The 18,296-nt window shown below is 58.0% G+C and carries 16 protein-coding genes; 8 read left to right on the top strand and 8 right to left on the bottom strand.

Features of this window, described 5'->3' with window-relative positions:
- The first annotated feature begins 106 nt into the window (after window positions 1–106).
- Entirely contained in the window at window positions 107–904 is a 798-nt protein-coding gene (locus tag GNX18_RS15845) for a DUF2884 family protein (RefSeq protein ID WP_166219306.1), read from the top strand.
- A 78-nt stretch (window positions 905–982) separates the two neighbouring features.
- Here the strand turns inward: GNX18_RS15845 and GNX18_RS15840 are convergent, their stop codons facing one another.
- Complete coding sequence (locus GNX18_RS15840; RefSeq protein WP_240914039.1) at window positions 983–1,501, bottom strand: peroxiredoxin; 519 nt, start codon at window positions 1,499–1,501, stop codon at window positions 983–985.
- Between the two features lie 224 nt (window positions 1,502–1,725).
- Between GNX18_RS15840 and GNX18_RS15835 the strand changes: the two genes are divergently transcribed.
- Window positions 1,726–3,060, top strand: coding sequence for a hypothetical protein (locus GNX18_RS15835; protein ID WP_166219304.1), 1,335 nt, complete (start codon window positions 1,726–1,728; stop codon window positions 3,058–3,060).
- 65 nt (window positions 3,061–3,125) lie between these two features.
- On the opposite strand, the gene GNX18_RS15830 is transcribed toward GNX18_RS15835, so the two are convergent.
- The 4 genes from GNX18_RS15830 to GNX18_RS15815 form a co-directional block, all read right to left on the bottom strand.
- Window positions 3,126–3,482: a DUF3325 family protein gene (locus GNX18_RS15830; protein ID WP_166219302.1), complete on the bottom strand. Its 357-nt coding sequence runs from the start codon at window positions 3,480–3,482 to the stop codon at window positions 3,126–3,128.
- Window positions 3,479–5,125, bottom strand: a complete 1,647-nt coding sequence (locus GNX18_RS15825; protein ID WP_205827971.1) for a PepSY domain-containing protein — start codon at window positions 5,123–5,125, stop codon at window positions 3,479–3,481. Before GNX18_RS15825 ends, GNX18_RS15830 begins: the two co-directional genes overlap by 4 nt.
- Before the next feature lie 14 nt (window positions 5,126–5,139).
- Complete coding sequence (locus GNX18_RS15820) at window positions 5,140–5,421, bottom strand: hypothetical protein (RefSeq protein WP_138234467.1); 282 nt, start codon at window positions 5,419–5,421, stop codon at window positions 5,140–5,142.
- A 100-nt stretch (window positions 5,422–5,521) separates the two neighbouring features.
- Window positions 5,522–7,540, bottom strand: coding sequence for a TonB-dependent siderophore receptor (locus tag GNX18_RS15815; protein ID WP_205827969.1), 2,019 nt, complete (start codon window positions 7,538–7,540; stop codon window positions 5,522–5,524).
- A gap of 512 nt (window positions 7,541–8,052) precedes the next feature.
- Between GNX18_RS15815 and GNX18_RS15810 the strand changes: the two genes are divergently transcribed.
- The 4 genes from GNX18_RS15810 to GNX18_RS15795 all read left to right on the top strand — a co-directional run bounded on the left by GNX18_RS15810 (window position 8,053) and on the right by GNX18_RS15795 (window position 11,558).
- Window positions 8,053–8,595: a DinB family protein gene (locus GNX18_RS15810; protein WP_166219298.1), complete on the top strand. Its 543-nt coding sequence runs from the start codon at window positions 8,053–8,055 to the stop codon at window positions 8,593–8,595.
- A gap of 250 nt (window positions 8,596–8,845) precedes the next feature.
- Window positions 8,846–9,538 carry a hypothetical protein gene (locus GNX18_RS15805; RefSeq protein ID WP_166219296.1) on the top strand — a complete coding sequence of 231 codons (693 nt, stop codon included), beginning with the start codon at window positions 8,846–8,848 and terminating at the stop codon, window positions 9,536–9,538.
- A gap of 240 nt (window positions 9,539–9,778) precedes the next feature.
- On the top strand, window positions 9,779–11,125 hold the full coding sequence (gene nhaA, locus GNX18_RS15800; protein ID WP_166219294.1) for a Na+/H+ antiporter NhaA: 1,347 nt from the start codon (window positions 9,779–9,781) through the stop codon (window positions 11,123–11,125).
- Window positions 11,126–11,246: 121 nt separating this feature from the next.
- Entirely contained in the window at window positions 11,247–11,558 is a 312-nt protein-coding gene (locus GNX18_RS15795; RefSeq protein WP_166219292.1) for a cupin domain-containing protein, read from the top strand.
- Window positions 11,559–11,626: 68 nt separating this feature from the next.
- Here the strand turns inward: GNX18_RS15795 and GNX18_RS15790 are convergent, their stop codons facing one another.
- The 3 genes from GNX18_RS15790 to tkt all read right to left on the bottom strand — a co-directional run bounded on the left by GNX18_RS15790 (window position 11,627) and on the right by tkt (window position 15,321).
- Window positions 11,627–12,115, bottom strand: a complete 489-nt coding sequence (locus GNX18_RS15790) for a DTW domain-containing protein (RefSeq protein WP_205827967.1) — start codon at window positions 12,113–12,115, stop codon at window positions 11,627–11,629.
- Window positions 12,116–12,119: 4 nt separating this feature from the next.
- Window positions 12,120–13,127, bottom strand: coding sequence for a type I glyceraldehyde-3-phosphate dehydrogenase (gap, locus tag GNX18_RS15785; RefSeq protein ID WP_166219288.1), 1,008 nt, complete (start codon window positions 13,125–13,127; stop codon window positions 12,120–12,122).
- Window positions 13,128–13,320: 193 nt separating this feature from the next.
- Window positions 13,321–15,321 (bottom strand): transketolase, encoded by a 2,001-nt coding sequence (tkt, locus tag GNX18_RS15780; RefSeq protein WP_166219286.1) that lies wholly within the window; start codon window positions 15,319–15,321, stop codon window positions 13,321–13,323.
- Between the two features lie 323 nt (window positions 15,322–15,644).
- On the opposite strand from tkt, the gene GNX18_RS15775 reads away from it, so the two are divergent.
- Window positions 15,645–16,610, top strand: a complete 966-nt coding sequence (locus GNX18_RS15775; protein WP_138234461.1) for a metalloregulator ArsR/SmtB family transcription factor — start codon at window positions 15,645–15,647, stop codon at window positions 16,608–16,610.
- Window positions 16,611–17,024: 414 nt separating this feature from the next.
- Window positions 17,025–18,245 (top strand): methionine adenosyltransferase, encoded by a 1,221-nt coding sequence (metK, locus tag GNX18_RS15770; protein ID WP_138234460.1) that lies wholly within the window; start codon window positions 17,025–17,027, stop codon window positions 18,243–18,245.
- The last annotated feature ends 51 nt before the right edge of the window (window positions 18,246–18,296 follow it).

Raw genomic sequence — 18,296 nt, 5'->3', positions numbered from 1 at the left:
CTGATCATTTTTCGCATCCACTGCATCCAGAATGGCAATGGCTTGCGTCATACCTGCAGATCAAGCCTCTTATTCCACCTGGAACAGTTTCTGACCGGACATGATGATGAACCAGATTCGCCTGCTGACCCTCGCTTCTTTAATGGCCCTTTCCGTCACCGCGCCGGTGCAGGCAGCCGAGATCCATCTGGACTCGGATGACCATCACTATTGCGACGTGGATATCCACCAGCAGATCACCGTCGGGCCGGACTTTATGGAAGCCCGCGACGGAGACGATAACCAACCGCTGTTCGCCTACAACGCCCCGGACCAACTGGCGGTGGGCGATACAGGGCTGCTTCTCAATCGCCAGCAACAGGAAATGATGCAGTCCTACCAACAGGGACTGCACACGGCCGGGCGCCAGGTGTCGCAGATTGCGATGGATGCCATGGATATCGCCATGAACGGCGTCGGCATTGCCCTCGCCGCACTTGCCGGTCCCGATGACTCAGACACCCAGGAGTTTCTGCAATCGTCCGAAGCGCTGCGGGAAAAACTGCTGGCGCAGACCAAGCGGCAAGGCGACGTATATACCTTCGGCACCCCATGGGTTGGCGACTCCTTCGGAGGAGCTTTCGAAAGAGAATTGGAACCACAGATCGAAAAACTGGCGATGAAGTCTGCCCGTAATATTTCCTGGCACGCGATGAAAGCGGTATTTACCGGTGGTGCAAGTATTGAAAGGAACGCGGAAGCCGCGGCAGAGGCCGCCGAAGCGGCAATAGAAATGAAAGCGGAAAAACTGGAAGCCCGCACGGAGTCACTGTGCCAACAACTGCACGCGCTGGACCAACTGGAAACAAAACTGCATCAGTCCATCCCTGAACTGCTGGGAATGGAACTGATTGCCAAAAAATAATTTCCTCAGGACCGCCGATGGTCCTGCTACCGATTACTCAACACCCCCAAGTGTTCGGCCGCAATATGCGGCCTTTTTTTATTGTTTTTTTGCCACACCCAACTCACCCAGAGTGCGCGCCATATCCTCGGCACTGGTAGCCGGCTTGATGTTCTCATCGATTTTCAGAATCTTTCCATCCTTGCCGATGTAGAAGGTGACTCGTTTGGCCATATTCAATACCGGCATTTTCACGCCGTAGGTCTCGGCGACGGCACCGGTGGGGTCGCTCAGCAGCGGGAAATCCGCTTTCTGTTCCGCCGCGAATTTCTTGTTCTCCTCCACCTCATCGGTGCTCGCCATAAAATAGGCGACGTCGTACTCGCGAATCAAATGACCGTTTTCCGCCAGGGATTTGCACTCGATGGTGCAACCCTTGGTGAACGCCTTGGGGTACCAGGCAATGGCCACTGCCTGCTTGCCTTTGAAATCCGACAGCGTGTAGGTTTTTCCATCGGACGCCTGCAACGAAAATTCCGGCGCCGGCTCGCCCACTTCAACGGCCATAGCAGGAACCACTGCTACTAACAGCAACATTCCGTAGAACAGCTTTCTCATATTCTTCTCCTTTAACAGAACCTTCTCACACGGGTGATTTTTACCTGGATTTCCGACCGGTAATTCACAATCAGTTTCGGTGTTTTCGCCGCTGGCTTCAATCGTTTTTCGGTTTTAGAATCGGGTCTTTTTTCGCGCACCCAAAAGTTCACGGAAGCGGATACCAGTCGGTCACTGGTATCTAGGCGCAGGGATTAACACAATAAAACCCCCTACGCCGTATTATGATTTCATCCATCGTTTCACCCTGGTCATCCAGTTGGCTGGCCAAGGGCCGCCATTACCTTTTTCTTGTTTCTCTCTGTACTCTGCCTTTGCTGTTCGCCGGTTGCGGCGGCGGCAGCAGCGCGGGTGACAGCGATATCGCACCGCCGGAGGAACCGGTCGAAGCGCCACCGACATCCACGGCGCCGGGCTCCAACAATTCCTCCGGTGGCACTACCGGAGAGGTATCAACGCCCAGCAACGCTACCGCAGTGGCGCCCGGCGATTACGCCAGCCTGAGCAGATGCACACCAATTGCCGGCAGCGAAACCGCAGAGTTCAAGGTCCTGCTCGCCAATCTGGACAACGCCCCGTATTTCGATGAGATCGTCACCGATGCCATCGACAATCAGTTCCGGGCTCTGTCGCCATTCGCCGAACAGTTTTCCCGTTTTGCGTTTTACCGCATTGAACTGCAGGACTTTGCCGCGCTGGGCTGCAAGGCTCAGGAAGGAACGGCATTCGCGTGTGATGATACGAAGGTCATGCAGGCAATGGATCAACAGTGCGGCGCGGATGACATTTACGGCATCATCAAGATTGTGGTGGCAGATACCGGTTACGGGGCATCCGGTGGCGAGGTGATCTATCTCGGCAGCGACAGCAGCTGGCCCGACGCCACCACTGCGCTGCGCCATTTGCGCAATATCGTCGTTCACGAAGTCGGGCACAACTTCGGACTTGCGGATCTATACGAAACCGGTATTGATGACAGCGGCACCGCTGTCGAGGGCTGGCCGAGCGAGCTTTCCCGGGAATGGCGCAACCTCGACGGCCCGGGTTGCAGCAAGTGGTGCGGCAGTTACAAACCCGCGTCGGAGTATACCCAGTCTGCCAGCGCCACCTGCCCCACGCTGACCACCAGGGACAGCTGCACCAGTTTTAATCGCTCCGAAACTGGCGCGTGTACAAAAGACGCCGACGGTAACTACCAGTGCTGCGCCTGGTCCGACGAAGCCAAGGACGATTACTTCGCCTCCCAGTGCACACCGGCCTGGGGCAGTGAAGACATAGGGTTGGACTGCCTGGAGGGCGCGGGCTGCTACTATGGCGGCGCTTACGGAAATAATTCCTGGCGACCGGTAAAGACCTGGTCAGACAGCATTATGTACGGTGCGGGACATTCGCAGGCGTTTGACAGTGTGTCTGTGCGCGAGCTCGATGAGACCATCCGCTGCTGTGGCAGCTCCGATGACAGCACTCAATCCTGTGCGGATTTCCGCAAGGAATACAATACTTTTCTCAGCCAGCACCAACCCTATAAACAGCGGCTTGGTTCCTGCGGCGTGCGCTAGGCGCCCTTGTTACTGCGCCGCGAATTGGCCAGGGCGCCCCGCAAGACCTGGCCCGCGGCTGCAGTTCAAAGCCAAGCTCGAGTCAGTGGCACCAGTGTGGCTGCACCCGCAGCCGCCGCAATTACAAATACTCGCGGCAGAAATTGCCTCCGGTAAGTCGCCAGACCGATCACGATAAACACCGCGAAACTGATCACCCCCACAAGTCCGGCCAGCCCCGGCCCCCATCCCGCAGCCTGTACTGCAATAACGGCGGTGGCGCTCAATGTGATCCAGCCGTAACCGCGCAGCCATCCGCGCCACCTCACCAAGTGTGTAGCGCCACCCTTCGGCCCGGGGTTTTTACCGGCGAGACAGAATCCCGCGAACGCGGACAATACCAGCAGACATTGAGCCAGCAGGGCAAGGGATGGCGTGCTCACGAAAGATCTCCTATGGCACCGGCGGCAGAAGCTGCCGGATGGTCAGCAGCGTTTACGCGACGCGCTGCTCGTGGCGATATGCGGGAGAGCCACGCGGCGCCGCCGAACAGACTCGCGATGCCGAGCGCGGTGAGTTCAAACCCGGCGAACACCCAGTCCCCACTGACGAAGCTGTGCAGCAAATGCCGCGGGGTGGACAGGGCATTGATAAGCGGTATCGCCGCAAACGCAAACGCGGCGGCTGCGAGTTGCTCCGTCCAGGCCCGCCGGGTTGGGCGCAGCGCCGCGTGCACCAGCATCAGCAGCCAGGTGAGAAACAGCGCGTGCACTTCCCAGTCGGCCCGTGCCGGCATGTCTGCGGGCAACAGACGGTTGGCCCAGAAATAGGCAGCGACGGCAGTGGGGAGGCCGGCAATGGTTCCCACATTGAGCTTCTCCACAAGCACCAGACCATGCGGACGATGGCCGCTAGTGCGTTCAGCGCGCTGGCGGCGTTTTACCGCCCACATGATCAGACCGGTGGCAACCATACCGGTGCCGAGCAAGCCGGAGAAAAAATACAGCCAGCGGATTGCCGGCGCGGCAAACAGGCCTTCGTGCAGGCCAAGAAATACGTCGCGCACGCGCTTGGCCGGTGACGAGCCGGACGGCGCATTGTGCAGCAACTCACCGGTCACACCGTCGAACACCAGACGGCCAGCACCGGTGGCAACAGTGCCATCGATGCTCTCCGAAAGTACGATGCGCCCGTTGCTATAGCCGGGGTAGCGAATATCAATACTGCGTATTCGTCCCTCCCCCCAGTACTGTTCGGCCAGATGAATGACGGGTGCAAGTGGCGCGAGCCTTGCGGGACTGCCGGCCGCATCAGTCATCCCCGGCGGGCTGAACACTTCATTGTAAAACTGGCCGCGGCCCTCGCCGCCGTACTGGGCGGCGACGATCAACGGCATAAAGGAGAAGCCCATGAAGATCAGCCCGGAATAGGTGATCATCAATTGAAAGGGCAGCGTGATCACACTCAGTACATTGTGGGCATCCAGCCAGGAGCGTTGGCCCTTGTTCGGGCGAAAAGTGAAGAAATCCTTGAAAATTTTCTTGTGAATAATGACACCGGTAACCAAGCCGACCAGCATGAACAGCGTGGCGATACTGATCAGCCAGTCGGAATAGCTGCGAGAGGTGTAGTGCAGCAACCAGTGCATTTGGTAAAGCTGCTGGCCGCCTCCAGTCTCTCGCGCCTGCAAGGTTGCGCCAGTATTCAGGTCCACCAGCTTATTGCCACTGGCGGCGCCCGCGCCGGCTTGTAGGTCTGCACCACGCCAGTAAATACCCGCGAAGGGTTGGTTGCGGTCAGCAGGCAGCGTGAGCAGCCACTGCTCCGCACCCGGAGCTTCGGTCTGCAGTTTATCCAGCAGAATGGCTGCACTTTGCGTGGGGTCGCGATTGATCTGCGCCGGTGGTAACTCCGGCTGCATCCAGCGGTCGATTTCTGTATCGAAGTAACCGGCGGTGCCGGTGACGAACATAAAGTACAACAGCCAGCCCAGGGTGAGTCCCGCCCAGGTGTGTACCCAGGACATGGTCTGACGGAACCCCGCTTTCACGGCAGGAGCGACGTTGCGATCTGTTTCTTTGGCCATACTGTTTACCGCTTTCAGCCTACTGCCGGTTGACGCAGTGCGAGACCGATACTCGCCAGCAAAGTGCTGGCGAGTATGAGGCTCGCCCAGGCGACGCCGGGTCTGCGCGTATGAAATACCCATAGAATGGCGCCGGTATAAAACGCAAACCCCGACAGATGTCCGATCAGGGTATTTTCAGCGATAGAGAACGGCAGCACACCGGCGAGAAAGATGCCCGCGGCAGTCGCCAGTATGTATCCTCCCAACAACGCGGCACCGATCAGCGAGATCAGCCGCCAGCCGTGCAACCCCATATCTGAGCCCCCGATACTTTTTTGTTTACTGTACAAAAGAATGGCCCCGATGAGATTGTCATCGGGGCCTTAGCGTTTCCGTCAGTCAACTCAGACGGGATTAGAACTGATAGGTGACGGAGGCTGTGACATTGCGCGGCTCTCCATACTCAAGCTGGTTATAGAAGCCGATCTGGCTGTAGTACGTCTCATCCAGCAGGTTGTCAAAATTGATCTGGCCGGAAATCTGCTCGCTGAATCGGTAGCGGGCCATCAGGCTGACCAGACTGTAGGCTTTTTGCTCCAGCCGTTCCGCCTGGCCGGTGACGGGGTTGGTGGTATCAGTGAAGTTGCGCCCCTGCCAGTTGACCCCACCGGCCAGAATCAGCCCTTCCAGCTGTCCGGCAAAACGATAGGTAGTAAACAGCTTTAACAACTCACTGGGCTGACTGGTGTTGACCGCGTTGCCTGCAGCATCCTCTGCGTCAAAACTGGTGTAACTGAAGCTGAGATCCCAACCGGGCTTCAGCTCACCAACCACTTCCAGTTCATATCCCTGGCTGCTGGCACCCTCCGCGGCATAATAGGCCTGACTGTTTTCAATGCCGGGTACCGGCAAGTTGCCATCGGGCTGGCCGAGTCCGTCCTGCAGAATATCGAACACGGATACCGTGGTCTGCAGACTTCCGTTAAAAAACTGGCTTTTCAGACCGAGTTCTTTGCTCTCGCCGGTAACCGGATCGAGAAAATCACCGTGGCGGTTCTGCAGATTCTGCGACTGGAAGATTTCTGTATAGCTGGCGTAAACGGTGTGCTGGTCGCTGAATTCATACAGTGCACCGACGTAGGGGATAAATACATCGTCGTCGCCAAAGGACTGCTGAGCACCGTAGTAGAAGCCCCGCTGTTCCCAGTCTGCGACACGCCCGCCGGCGATCACCTTCAAATCGTCGGTGACGGAAAGGCGAGTGGCGGCATAGAGGCCGAACTGCTCCGTGGTCTGATCGATGTCGAGATTGTTGTCCCCCCAGGTGGCTTCGGGATAATGGCCATCCCAGGTATTGAAATTACCCACCTGAGCAACATTGCTGCGGGAGCGGGAGGTTGCGTAGCTGTCGTCCTTGTGGTCTATCGCACCCAGGGTGAGTTCGTGCTCTCGCCCCAACAACGTGTAGGCTCCACTCAATTGGAGGCTGACGCTGGTCTGATCGCGGTCAGTGGCCGCATTGCGCGGAGAGGCACCCATACCGAGTCCGGTCTCCCTGTCCGGGGTACCGAACAGGTACAGCAGCTTCTGATCTGACGCGTTACGGTTGTTATTGACACTGAACTTGGCGGTCCAACCACCGAACTGCTGCACCAGATCCAGGTAGTAGTGTTCCACCGTGGAGGACCAGGACGTCCAGTCCGCCCCTATGGTTTTGCTCCGAGCCCACTCGGTGCGACTGCCATCGGCATACCAGGTGGGCAGGCCACCCCAAGTGGATGCGGTGGGGTCGTTTTCCTGCCGACTGGCACCAATCCGCAACAGGGTATTGTCGGTAAGGTCGGCATCAACCACGCCGTAAAATACAGTTTTTTGTTCGCCTGCCAGGTCGCGGAAAGAGTCTCCGTCCAGAATATGGCTGACAAATCGCCCCCGGACAGAGCCGCTGGCATTCAGCGGTGTGCTCACATCGGCGGTGGCAGAGTAGGTGTTCCAGCGGCCGGCGGACACATCTGCATTACCGGTGAACGTCCTGCTGTCTGCGTGTTTGCGCACCAGATTGACCGACGCAGAAGGGTTGCCGGCGCCAGTCAGCAGGCCGGTGGCGCCGCGCACAATTTCCACCCGCTCATACAGGCTCATATCGGACTGGGTTTCACCGGCGTTGCCACCCGGCTGCCAGTAGATAGGAATACCGTCCACCTGGTAGTTGTTGATCGCGAATCCGCGGGAGGAATAGGTATGCCGGGTGCTGTCCTGGCCGCGGGCGGAAACACCGGTAGCATTGTTGATAACGTCCGTCAGGGATTCCAGGTTCTGATCGGTAATACGCTGCGCAGTGACCACGCTCACGGACTGCGGCGTTTCATAGAGGGTGAGACCGAGTCCGGTTGCGGTATCCAGACGGTCTTTGGTGGTGTAGCGGCTGATCACCACCACCTCCTCTATGGCTTGCTTTTCAGCGTGCGGGTTTCCAGAAGACTGCGCATGTCCCAGAGGGCTGAGCGCGGCACAGGCAATCGCCGCAGCGAGACTCCGGCGTGCAAAACACGGGCATCCGGCTGATGTTTTTTTGTACATCCTGTATTCCCATCGGTTTCATAAAAAAGCGATGCTAATGAGAATGCTTAGCGTTTGCAAGTTGTAAAAAAGGAGCTCTCGCCACAAAAACTGCTACCGCTACCAACAGTCAACCGTCGATGAGTGAGCGGACATGTCACGGGGATGCCAATCATCTAGCGCGGATTTGAGACGCATCGGCTCCGGATGGTACGTTGGTGCATCAAGCGTCTGGGAATTCTAATTCCCGGCGTGTATATATGAAGACTTCTACGCTGAAGTCAGTTCAGTTCTCTAGAACATCCAATATTGTTAATAGTGCCGGATGACTGGCGTGCGCGAATAGGTTATCCGAACGCCGGACCTGTATATGTGAAGGGATTCCGATGAGCCTGAAAAACCATTTTCAAATGATGGCTGATTACAATCAGTCAATGAATTCACAGATCTATGGAGCCGCTGGCCACCTCAGTGCTGAAGAGTTAGCCGAAGATCGTCAGGCCTATTTTGGATCTATTTTGGGCACCCTCAATCATATATTGGTTGGTGACACCATATGGTTGAAGCGGTTCGCGACACACCCATCCAGCCGGACGTCTCTACGTGAGATCTCTGTACTTCCGAATCCTGACAGTCTGGATCAGATACTCTTTAACGATTTTGCAGCTCTCACTGAGCACAGGGTCTGGCTGGACAGCCAGATCATCCACTGGATAGATACACTCACCGAAGCTGATCTGGACTCTGTGTTGAGTTACCGCAGCACCAAGGGAGTACCGGCCAACAAGCGATTTTCGAGCGTGATTCTCCACTTCTTTAATCATCAAACCCATCATCGTGGGCAGGTTTCTACGCTGCTGTCTCAGGCAGGCAGGGATGTTGGTGTGACTGATCTGTTGATCAGAATTCCCGAAGAAGATCACTTTTAGCCAAACAACGCAAAGTGCTTCGAATTACGCTGGACTGCACCTTCACAAATTTTTGTCGAATCGGCATCTCGATCATCGACTGCTCTCGTCTCCAGCTTAAATAGCCGCCACCCCTGCTGAACCCGCTATCGGGAACCCCCTTACAGGCAATTATGTTTTCAGCACCTTGGCGCGCCACACCCTGTCAGATTGCTAATCAATAAGCAGTTTTTATTTCTCTGTAAAAAACACCTCTATTTAGAAAAATTACTTGGATAAAGTTATTTCCGTAACCGAGCGCAATGAAGTATTTAAGATCTGCGACGTTACCACATCACTCTTTAGAAGCTTTTTGATTGATGTGTATTTCCTTTCCTCAAGAACCTCGCGGTTTTTTGAAAAAATAGTCCAGCACATGAAGGAAACGTCCATGAAATTATCTGCACAACACATTTTTCGCAGAATCCCATCAGCCCTGCGTGCAGCAGGCATCTGCATCTTGGCAGGCGTGGGGCTACTTGGCGCCAGCGATAATGCCGAGGCAGGCTACACTTGCACCTACACAGGCACGCGGACTCCCAATACTGCGACCATAGAGCTGATCGCGACGTCTGGCGGTGAGGAGGAGTTTTGCTTCGCCAATCTCGAAGTCGAAACACCCAACGTGTCCTATCCAATGCAAGCAACTGTGACGGCCGTTCAAGTTGGTCAAACGACTGACAGAGTAGTCAATGGCGCATATGCCGTCCCTGTAGGCGCCGGCAATATTTTTTCGGCAACCTGCTCTCCGGACTCCCCATTAGGCGGACTTTGCAATGGCTCGCATTCCGGCAACATAAATGGTGTTGATTCGGTTAATTGCGCCATACAAGGCGACGGCACAGGCGCCAGCCTGCCTGGGCCCGCTCTTCCACTTGTCCCCGTGGTGATCACCACAACCTGCACATTCAGTTGGCTCAGTTAGCCGCCGAATCCTACCACGGGCAAGCCAGATTTAAGTCCGGCTGACCTGATCAACCTGCGTCAAATGAACCACGCCGGCTTCCTCAGGGACTGATTTTCCAGGAAGAGTCAGCCTCTGAGGAACATGCTGCATAATCCCGCTTTGTATCCGCCTAATTGTCGCCTGAAGAACTCAGGCGGCAGCTAGTCTGGTACATGGGTAGGGCTCGACCTGAGCACTTGACGGCCGGAAAGACAGTTGATGATCAAAGATCAGAAAGCAGATCCAGAAGCCACTGGGTTGCCAAAGGTGTTTGTTGAACGATTGGCGAATCCTTTTGTGCGTTTTTTGCACATTGAGTCCGCTGGTGGGGCCGTTCTTTTCCTGTGCGCTGTGGTTGCACTTGCACTATCCAACTCGCCATGGACCGACTCGTTCGAACAGTTCTGGGAAACGCCGTTAAGCGTTCAGCTTGGCTCGTTCACGTTTATGCGCTCATTGCGCGAGTGGATCAACGACGGGCTGATGACGCTGTTTTTCTTTCTTGTCGCATTGGAGCTCAAACGGGAGCTGGTTCTCGGGGAACTGAAAAAGCCTCGTATGGCAGGACTATCCATAGCTGCCGCCATCGGCGGGATGATCGTCCCCGCAGCGATATATCTGGCACTGCAGATAGGTCAACCGGGCCAGAGCGGGTGGGGTACCGTCATGGCAACCGACACCGCGTTTGTGATCGGCTCCCTGGCACTGCTGGGTGCGCGAATCCCGCGCAGCTTGCGTGTATTCATGCTCTCTCTGGCGATAGTTGACGATATCGGTGCCATTCTTGTCGTCGCCATTGGCTACAGCAGCCACATCGCGTGGTGGCCGTTGGCGGTGGCCGTGCTTGGCGTGGCTATTGTTCGCGCCATGGCAATACTCGGCTTTCGCGGTTTTCCACTCTATATACTGGCCGGGGCGGGCATCTGGCTGGCGGTTGATGCGTCCGGGATTCACCCCACTGTCGTTGGGGTGGTACTTGGATTGATGACGCCAGCGCGTCGATGGGTTAGCGATGAACGCTTGTATGCCATCTTGAATCAAGTCATTGCGCATCCTGCCGGTGACGAAAGCAGCGCGGACACGAAAGACCGGCGGACATTGCAGATGGCGGAGGTCGCCGCGCGCGAAACGCTCTCTCCGGTAGAGCGCCTGGAAATTACGCTACACCCCTGGGTGGGCTTTGTCATCATGCCGCTGTTCGCACTTGCCAACGCCGGATTGTCTCTCACATTAAATAGCCTTGGCAGCTCGGTGACTGTGGCGGTCTTCTGTGGCTTCGTACTGGGTAAACCCATTGGTATTCTGTTGTTCAGTTGGCTGGCCGTGCGTTCGCACATCGCGGTTCGTCCCCCGGAACTCAGTTGGGGGTTGCTCGCCGGTGGCAGTTTGCTTGCTGGAATCGGCTTTACCATGGCGCTGTTTATTGCGAACATGGCTTTCAGTGAGAGCTTGATTGATAGTGCCAAACTGGGAATTTTACTCGCATCCGCTTTTTCCGCCGTCGCAGGGATCGCGCTGTTGATGTGGTTACCAGCGGGCAAAAACTCCTCGCCGGACAATAGATGAAACATTGTTTATACCAGCACGAAACCGTGACGACGGATGTAACGGTTGCTCATGTACTGGAAACGCCCAATGGTTAGAGATTTCCTGGTTCGTTAAGTTGTTGTTAAAAAAGAAGTAGAGAATGGAAGTAGTAAGAGGCAAGAAATTCATTTCGGAACGTGCGTGGGGCGCAAAGCAAATTGCGAACATGCACGGAATTACCACCAAAATACACTGGACGAATGCGCCGTACAAATGGCACGTAAATGACGGGGAAGAGGTTTTCGTTGTTTTAGATGGCATTGTAGAAATGCGCTATCGAGAAAATGGCGAAGAGTTCTCGGTGACACTGGAAGCCGGCGATATATTTTTTGCGTCAGTTGGAACCGAGCATGTTGCGCACCCCCAAGGTGAAGTGCGTGTACTGGTCGTGGAACATGAGGGCAGTGTATAGCCAGGCCGGTGGCAGACAGTGGCACAGGGTTGTTGCGGTGTGCGGTAACAATAGAGATCGCGCACCCGCTAGCCGCCGGCCACATTAAACTGGATAAATTGCTCTTCGAGCCTGTCGGCGAGCTCTTTACGGCCTTTGCTCCGCAGGATTTCCACCACACATTCCGCAGTGCACAGCCCTTCTTTCTTCTGATTGCGCCGCAGGCGATAGCGAGAGCCCCGCGCTGAATTCAGAGTCACCCTACTCACCGCGTGCAGATACGGGCTGCGATTGTACATCTTGCGCGCCTCCTGCCAGGTGGCATCGAGCAGGATAAACCGCTCACAGGTTTCAATACCCAGCGCTTTGTACGGCGTGCCCGCGGTTTCAGTATCCGGATACACAAGACCGGTGCAGGGGCTACCCAGTATCGAGAGCAAGGTTTTATCCGGCTCAGTGCGTCGCCAGGCCAGGCGCTCTGCGCTTACACCGACCTCAGAAACTGCGGATAACACCAGTTGTCCGGTATTGCTCGGCCGCGCCATTTCGCGCTCGTGGGTCAGCAGAATAATCTGCACGGATTCAGACCTGAAGTTTTCGCGCCACGTCCAACATCCGGTTGGCAAAGCCCCACTCGTTATCAAACCAGATCAGCACCTTCACCAGCTTGCCACCAGCGACCCGGGTCTGGCTGGCGTCGACGATGCCGGAGCGGGGGTCGTGGTTGTAGTCGCAGGAGGCAAGGGGTTCTTCGCTGTAACCGAGCACGCCGGAGTAGCGGGTTTCCGCTGCGGTTTTGAGTACAGTGTTGACTTCGGCCTGGGTGACAGGTTTTTTCAACTGCACCGAGAGGTCGATAGCAGAGACGTTGATGGTGGGCACACGCATGGCCTGGGCTTCGAATTTGCCGGCCATGCCGGGGAGGATGCGCTCGATACCGCGGGCGAGGCCGGTGTCGACCGGGATGATGGAGTTCATCGCGGAGCGGGTTTTGCGCAGGTCGGTGTGGTGGTAGGCGTCGCTTACCGGTTGGTCGTTCATGGCGGAGTGGATGGTGGTGATGACGCCGGCTTCGATGCCGAAGGCATTTTCCAGTGCGGCGATCACGGGGACGCTGCAGTTGGTGGTGCAGGAGGCGGCGGAGACGATGGTCTCTTTTCCGCTGAGCGATGTGTCGTTGATGCCGTAGACGATGGTGGCGTCGACGTCGCGGCTGGCGGGCTGGGAGAAGATGACTTTTTCTGCTCCGGCCTTTAAATGCAGCTCGGCGCGCTCGCGCTCGCTGAAGCTGCCGGTGCACTCGAGGACGATGTCTACCTGCGGGTTGCGCCAGTCGAGGGCTTCGAGTTTGCGGTGGTGGGTGACGGCGATTTTGTCGCCGTTGATGTGCAGGGTTTCGTGGTGCACCGCAACTTCGCCGTGGAAGCGGCCGTGGACGGTGTCGTATTTGGTGAGGTGGGCGATGGTGGCGCAGTCGGCCAGTTCGTTGATGGCGACGATCTGCAGCTGGTCGCGCAGGTTGGATTCGTAGAGGGCTCTAAGGACGCTGCGTCCGATACGGCCGTAGCCGTTGATGGCGAGTCTTATCATGGATTCCTGATTCGGAGTCGGACTCTGTAGGAGCCTGCCTTGCAGGGTCAGCCAGAGTGTTTAGCGAGCACTGCTCGCTGCTCTAGCTGACGCCAGGCCAAGGATGGCCTGGCCGGACATTGCTCCATGGACGGTTGCTTGGTTTGCTTCATCCAATTCGCCTGCAAGGCAGGCTCCTACAGGGTGCCAGGCGTTACTTCAGCAGAGACTCGACGGCCTCGGCGACTTTATCGGCGGTGATGCCGAAGTGCTTCATCAGGTCACCGGCCGGGGCGGATTCACCGAAGGTGTCCATGCCGATGATGGCGCCGTCGAAGCCGACGAACTTGTACCAGTAGTCCTTGTGGCCGGCCTCGACCGCAACGCGGGCGCGCACGGCGGAGGGCAGTACGGATTCGCGGTAATCGGCGGGCTGGGCGCTGAAGGCTTCGGCACACGGCATGGAAACCACGCGCACTTTGCGGCCGGCGAGCTTGTCGGCAGCGGCGGTGGCGAGTTCTACTTCTGAGCCGGTGGCGATGATGATCGCTTCCGGAGTGCCGTCGCAGTCGCGCAGGATGTAGCCGCCCTTTTCGATCGCTGCCAGCTGCTCATCGGTGCGCGGCTGCGGGGCAAGGCCCTGGCGGCTGAAGATGAGGGCGCTGGGGCCGTCGTTGCGGGCCACGGCCATTTTCCAGCTGACCGCGGATTCGGTGGCGTCGCACGGGCGCCAGGTGTGCAGGTTGGGAGTCACGCGCAGGGCGGTGAGCTGCTCTACCGGCTGGTGGGTGGGGCCGTCTTCGCCGAGGCCGATGGAATCGTGGGTGTACACGAAGATGACGCGCTGTTTCATCAGTGCGGCCATGCGCACGGCATTGCGGGCATATTCCATGAACATCAGGAAGGTGGCGCCGTAGGGCACCAGGCCACCGTGCAGGGCGACGCCGTTCATGATGGCGCTCATGCCGAATTCGCGCACGCCGTAGTAGACGTAGTTACCGCTGGCATCGTCCGCGGTGACGCCTTTGGCACCGGACCAGATGGTGAGGTTGGAACCGGCGAGGTCAGCGGAGCCGCCGAGGAATTCCGGCAGCAGCGGACCGAAGGCGTTCAGGGTGTTCTGGCTGGCCTTGCGGGAGGCGATTTTCTCGGCGTCGGCCTGGCACTTTTTGATGTACTCGTCGGCCTTGGCGAGGAAGTCTGCCGGCAGCTCGCCCTTCATGCGGCGCACAAACTCGGCCGCCAGCTCCGGGTGGGCTTCTTTATAGTCTTCGAAAATATCGTTCCACTCTTCTTCCTGGGCTTCGCCTTTGGGGCGCGCATCCCAGGCGTGGTACAGGTCTTCGGGAATCACGAAGGGCTCGTGTTTCCAGCCGAGGGTTTCGCGTACCAGCGCGATTTCTTCCGCGCCCAGCGGCGCACCGTGGCACTCTTCGCGGCCCTGTTTGTTGGGAGAGCCGAAGCCGATGACGGTCTTGCAGCAGATCAGGGTGGGCTTGGTGGTCTCGGCGCGGGCGGCCTCGATGGCGGCCTTGATCGCCTGCGGGTCGTGGCCGTCCACACCCGGGATCACGTGCCAGCCGTAGGCTTCAAAGCGTTTAGGCGTATCGTCGGTGAACCAGCCTTCCACCTCACCGTCGATGGAAATGCCGTTGTCGTCGTAGAACGCGATCAGCTTGCCGAGGCCCAGGGTACCAGCCAGGGAGCAGGCTTCGTGGGAGATGCCCTCCATCAGGCAGCCGTCACCCAGGAAGGTGTAGGTGTGGTGGTCCACCAGCTCGTAGCCTTCGCGGTTGAACTGGGCCGCCAGCACTTTCTCGGCCAGCGCCATGCCCACGGCATTGGTAATGCCCTGGCCCAGAGGGCCGGTGGTGGTTTCTACACCCGGGGCGTAGCCGTACTCGGGGTGGCCCGGGGTCTTGGAGTGCAGCTGGCGGAAGTTCTGCAGCTCGTGAATGGACAGGTCGTAACCGGTCAGGTGCAGCAGGGAGTACAGCAGCATGGAACCGTGGCCATTGGACAGCACGAAGCGGTCGCGGTCCGCCCACTCGGGGTTGGCCGGATTGTGTTTCAGATAGTCGTTCCACAGCACTTCGGCGATGTCGGCCATGCCCATGGGGGCGCCGGGGTGGCCGCTATTGGCTTTCTGGACCGCGTCCATGGCGAGGGCGCGGATGGCATTGGCCTTTTCTGTGCGAGACGGAGTAGAAGACATAGGGATCTCTCGGTTTGGGGTCTTCGGTTCATCAGATGTGCTGCGAGCCCGGCTCTGACGGCCAGTTGCCGCGGCCCCGTTGCGGTCTGCGGCGCCGGTAGTAAAACAGGAGCCTGTGACAAACGGGGGGCGGTATTTTCCCGTAATCGCCCCGCCGGCGCAAAGGCTGAGGGTTCAATTCACGGCCAGCAATGCAACATTTTCCCGGTGTTTGGCGATCTTTTGGCAAACCGATGGCCCACTCCCACCTCTATCAACTATTTTTGATACACCTAAATCAAAAAATTTTGATATAGATTCAGGCCGCTGCTAGACTCCCCACCATGTTTGACTCCAGCCACGCCCCTGCCAGCCGCGAAGTACGCGCGAGCGACCAGATTCCGCAACTGGCGGCGACCCTCAAGGCCGCCGGCGACCCGCTGCGCCTGGAGGTCCTGCGCCTGCTGAGTCAGGACTCTTACAGCGTGCTGGAGCTGTGCCGCATCTTTGATCTGCGCCAACCTGCCCTGTCGCACCATTTGAAGGTGCTGACTCAGGCGGGCCTGGTGAGCAAGCGCCGCGAGGGGAACAACCTCTTTTACCGCCGCACCGCGGGCAGCGAGCTGCTGCAGCAGTTGTTTGCCGGCCTCGACCTGTTACCGCTGACCGAGGAGCGCGCGGAGACCGTGGCGCAGATTGCGGCGGAGCGCGCGGAGGCGTCGCGCCGCTTCTTTGCGGACTACGGCAACCGCTTCCGCGAGCAGCAGGAGTTGATCGCCAGTTATAGCGTGTACGGCCCACAGGTGGCGCAGTTGCTGAAACCGGGGCGTCACGCTTTGGAAGTTGGACCCGGTGAGGGTGAATTTCTGGCGGAGCTGGCGAATCGCTTTGGCACGGTGACGGCGCTGGACCTGTCGAAGACGATGTTGGAGCGGGCGCAGGCGTTTGCGGACGAGAAAGGCCTGCAGAATATTGAGTTTGTGTGCGACGACACCCGCGCGGCGGCGTCGCGCCCGGAGAGTTGCGATGCGATTGTGGTGAATATGGTGTTGCACCACACCCCGGAGCCGGCGCAGATTTTTCAGGATTTGCAGAAGTCCCTGAAGCTGGGGGGGCAGTTGTTGATTACGGAACTGCACGACCACGAGCAGGACTGGGCACGGGATGCCTGTGGCGATCTGTGGCTTGGGTTTGCGCCACAGCAGTTGGTTGAGTGGGCTTCTGAAGCAGGATTATCGAAAGGCCGCAGTGTGCACAGTGCTTTGCGCAACGGGTTTCAGATTCAGATTCAGGAATTTGTAAAGTCCTGAGCTTCGTAGCTTTGGTGCTCTGTTTTTAGTACCGGGCGCCAGATCACCGGGTGCACCTTTTCGGAACCGCTGTGAACCCATCCCTGGGAGCTGCGGCGCAAACATCCTGTTTGCGACGCTTCCGAAAAGGTGCACCCGGTGCTCTGGCTTCACGATGAGCTCATTTACTTCGTAAGCAAAGTTAGCGACGAAGCACAGCAATACGAATTGAAGGCCAAGGGGGCGGGGGAAGGTTTCAAAAGCGTCGGCGACAGGGACGTCGCCGACGCAGCGTACATGGATGTATTCACAGCGGTTTTGAAACCTTTCACCGCCCCCTTGGCCGCCACCAGAATACAAACAGCGCTCCAAAGCTACGGAGCACAAAACAAGTTTTACGCAACCGCCAGCAGCGGGAAAAAGGAGAAACTCACAATGAGTGAATACAGCATCTTTACTTCGGAGTCCGTTTCCGAAGGCCATCCGGACAAAATCGCCGACCAGATTTCCGATGCAGTCCTGGACGCACTGCTGGCGCGCGACAAGAACGCCCGTGTTGCCTGCGAAACCCTCGTGAAAACCGGTATCGCCATCATCGCCGGTGAAATCAGCACCTCCGCCTGGGTCGATCTCGAAGATCTGGTGCGCAAGGTCATCACCGATATTGGCTACACCTCCTCCGACGTCGGCTACGACGGCGAGACCTGTGGTGTGCTGAACGTCATCGGCAAACAGTCCGTGGATATCGCCCAGGGTGTTGACCGCGTGAAGCCCGAAGACCAGGGCGCCGGTGACCAGGGCCTGATGTTCGGCTACGCCACCGACGAAACCCCCACCTTCATGCCGTCCCCGATCTACTACGCCCACCGCCTGGTAGAACGTCAGGCCGAAGCGCGCAAGTCCGGCCTGCTGCCGTGGCTGCGCCCGGATGCGAAGAGCCAGGTGACTTTCCGTTACGACGAAGACGGCAAGCCCTGCGCCATCGACGCCGTAGTGCTATCCACCCAGCACAGCCCGGAAGTTTCCCAGGAAGACCTGCGCGAAGCCGTGCTCGAACTGATCGTGCACCACGTGCTGCCGGCGGAACTGCTGCATGAAAATACCAAGTTCCACATCAACCCCACCGGCAAATTTGTGATCGGCGGCCCGGTGGGCGACTGCGGTCTGACCGGGCGCAAGATCATTGTCGACACCTACGGCGGCTCCGCCCGTCACGGCGGCGGTGCCTTCTCCGGCAAGGATCCGTCAAAAGTGGACCGCTCCGCGGCGTACGCCGGCCGTTACGTGGCGAAGAATATCGTCGCCGCCGGGCTCGCCAAGCGCTGTGAAATCCAGGTGTCCTATGCCATCGGTGTAGCCGAACCGACGTCGGTTTCCGTGAACACCTTCGGCACCGGTAAGGTCAGCGATGACAAGCTGATCGAACTGATCCGCGAAAACTTCGACCTGCGCCCCTACGCCATTTCCAAGGCGCTGGACCTGCTGCACCCCATGTACCAGCTCACCGCCGCCTACGGCCACTTCGGTCGCGAGCCGTTCGAGCATACCTACAAGTGGATCGACAGCAACGGTCACGAGCAGTCCGAAACATTCACCGCCTTCCCGTGGGAGAAAACCGACAAGGCGGAAACTTTGCGCGCACAGGCCGGAATTTAATTTACATACACTCGTCATTCCGGCGCATGCCGGAATCCAGCTGCCACGAAA

The sequence above is a fragment of the Microbulbifer sp. SH-1 genome (assembly GCF_011326135.1).
In the GTDB taxonomy this organism is placed as follows: Bacteria; Pseudomonadota; Gammaproteobacteria; order Pseudomonadales; family Cellvibrionaceae; genus Microbulbifer; species Microbulbifer harenosus.
This window is presented reverse-complemented; position numbering and strand designations above follow the sequence as displayed.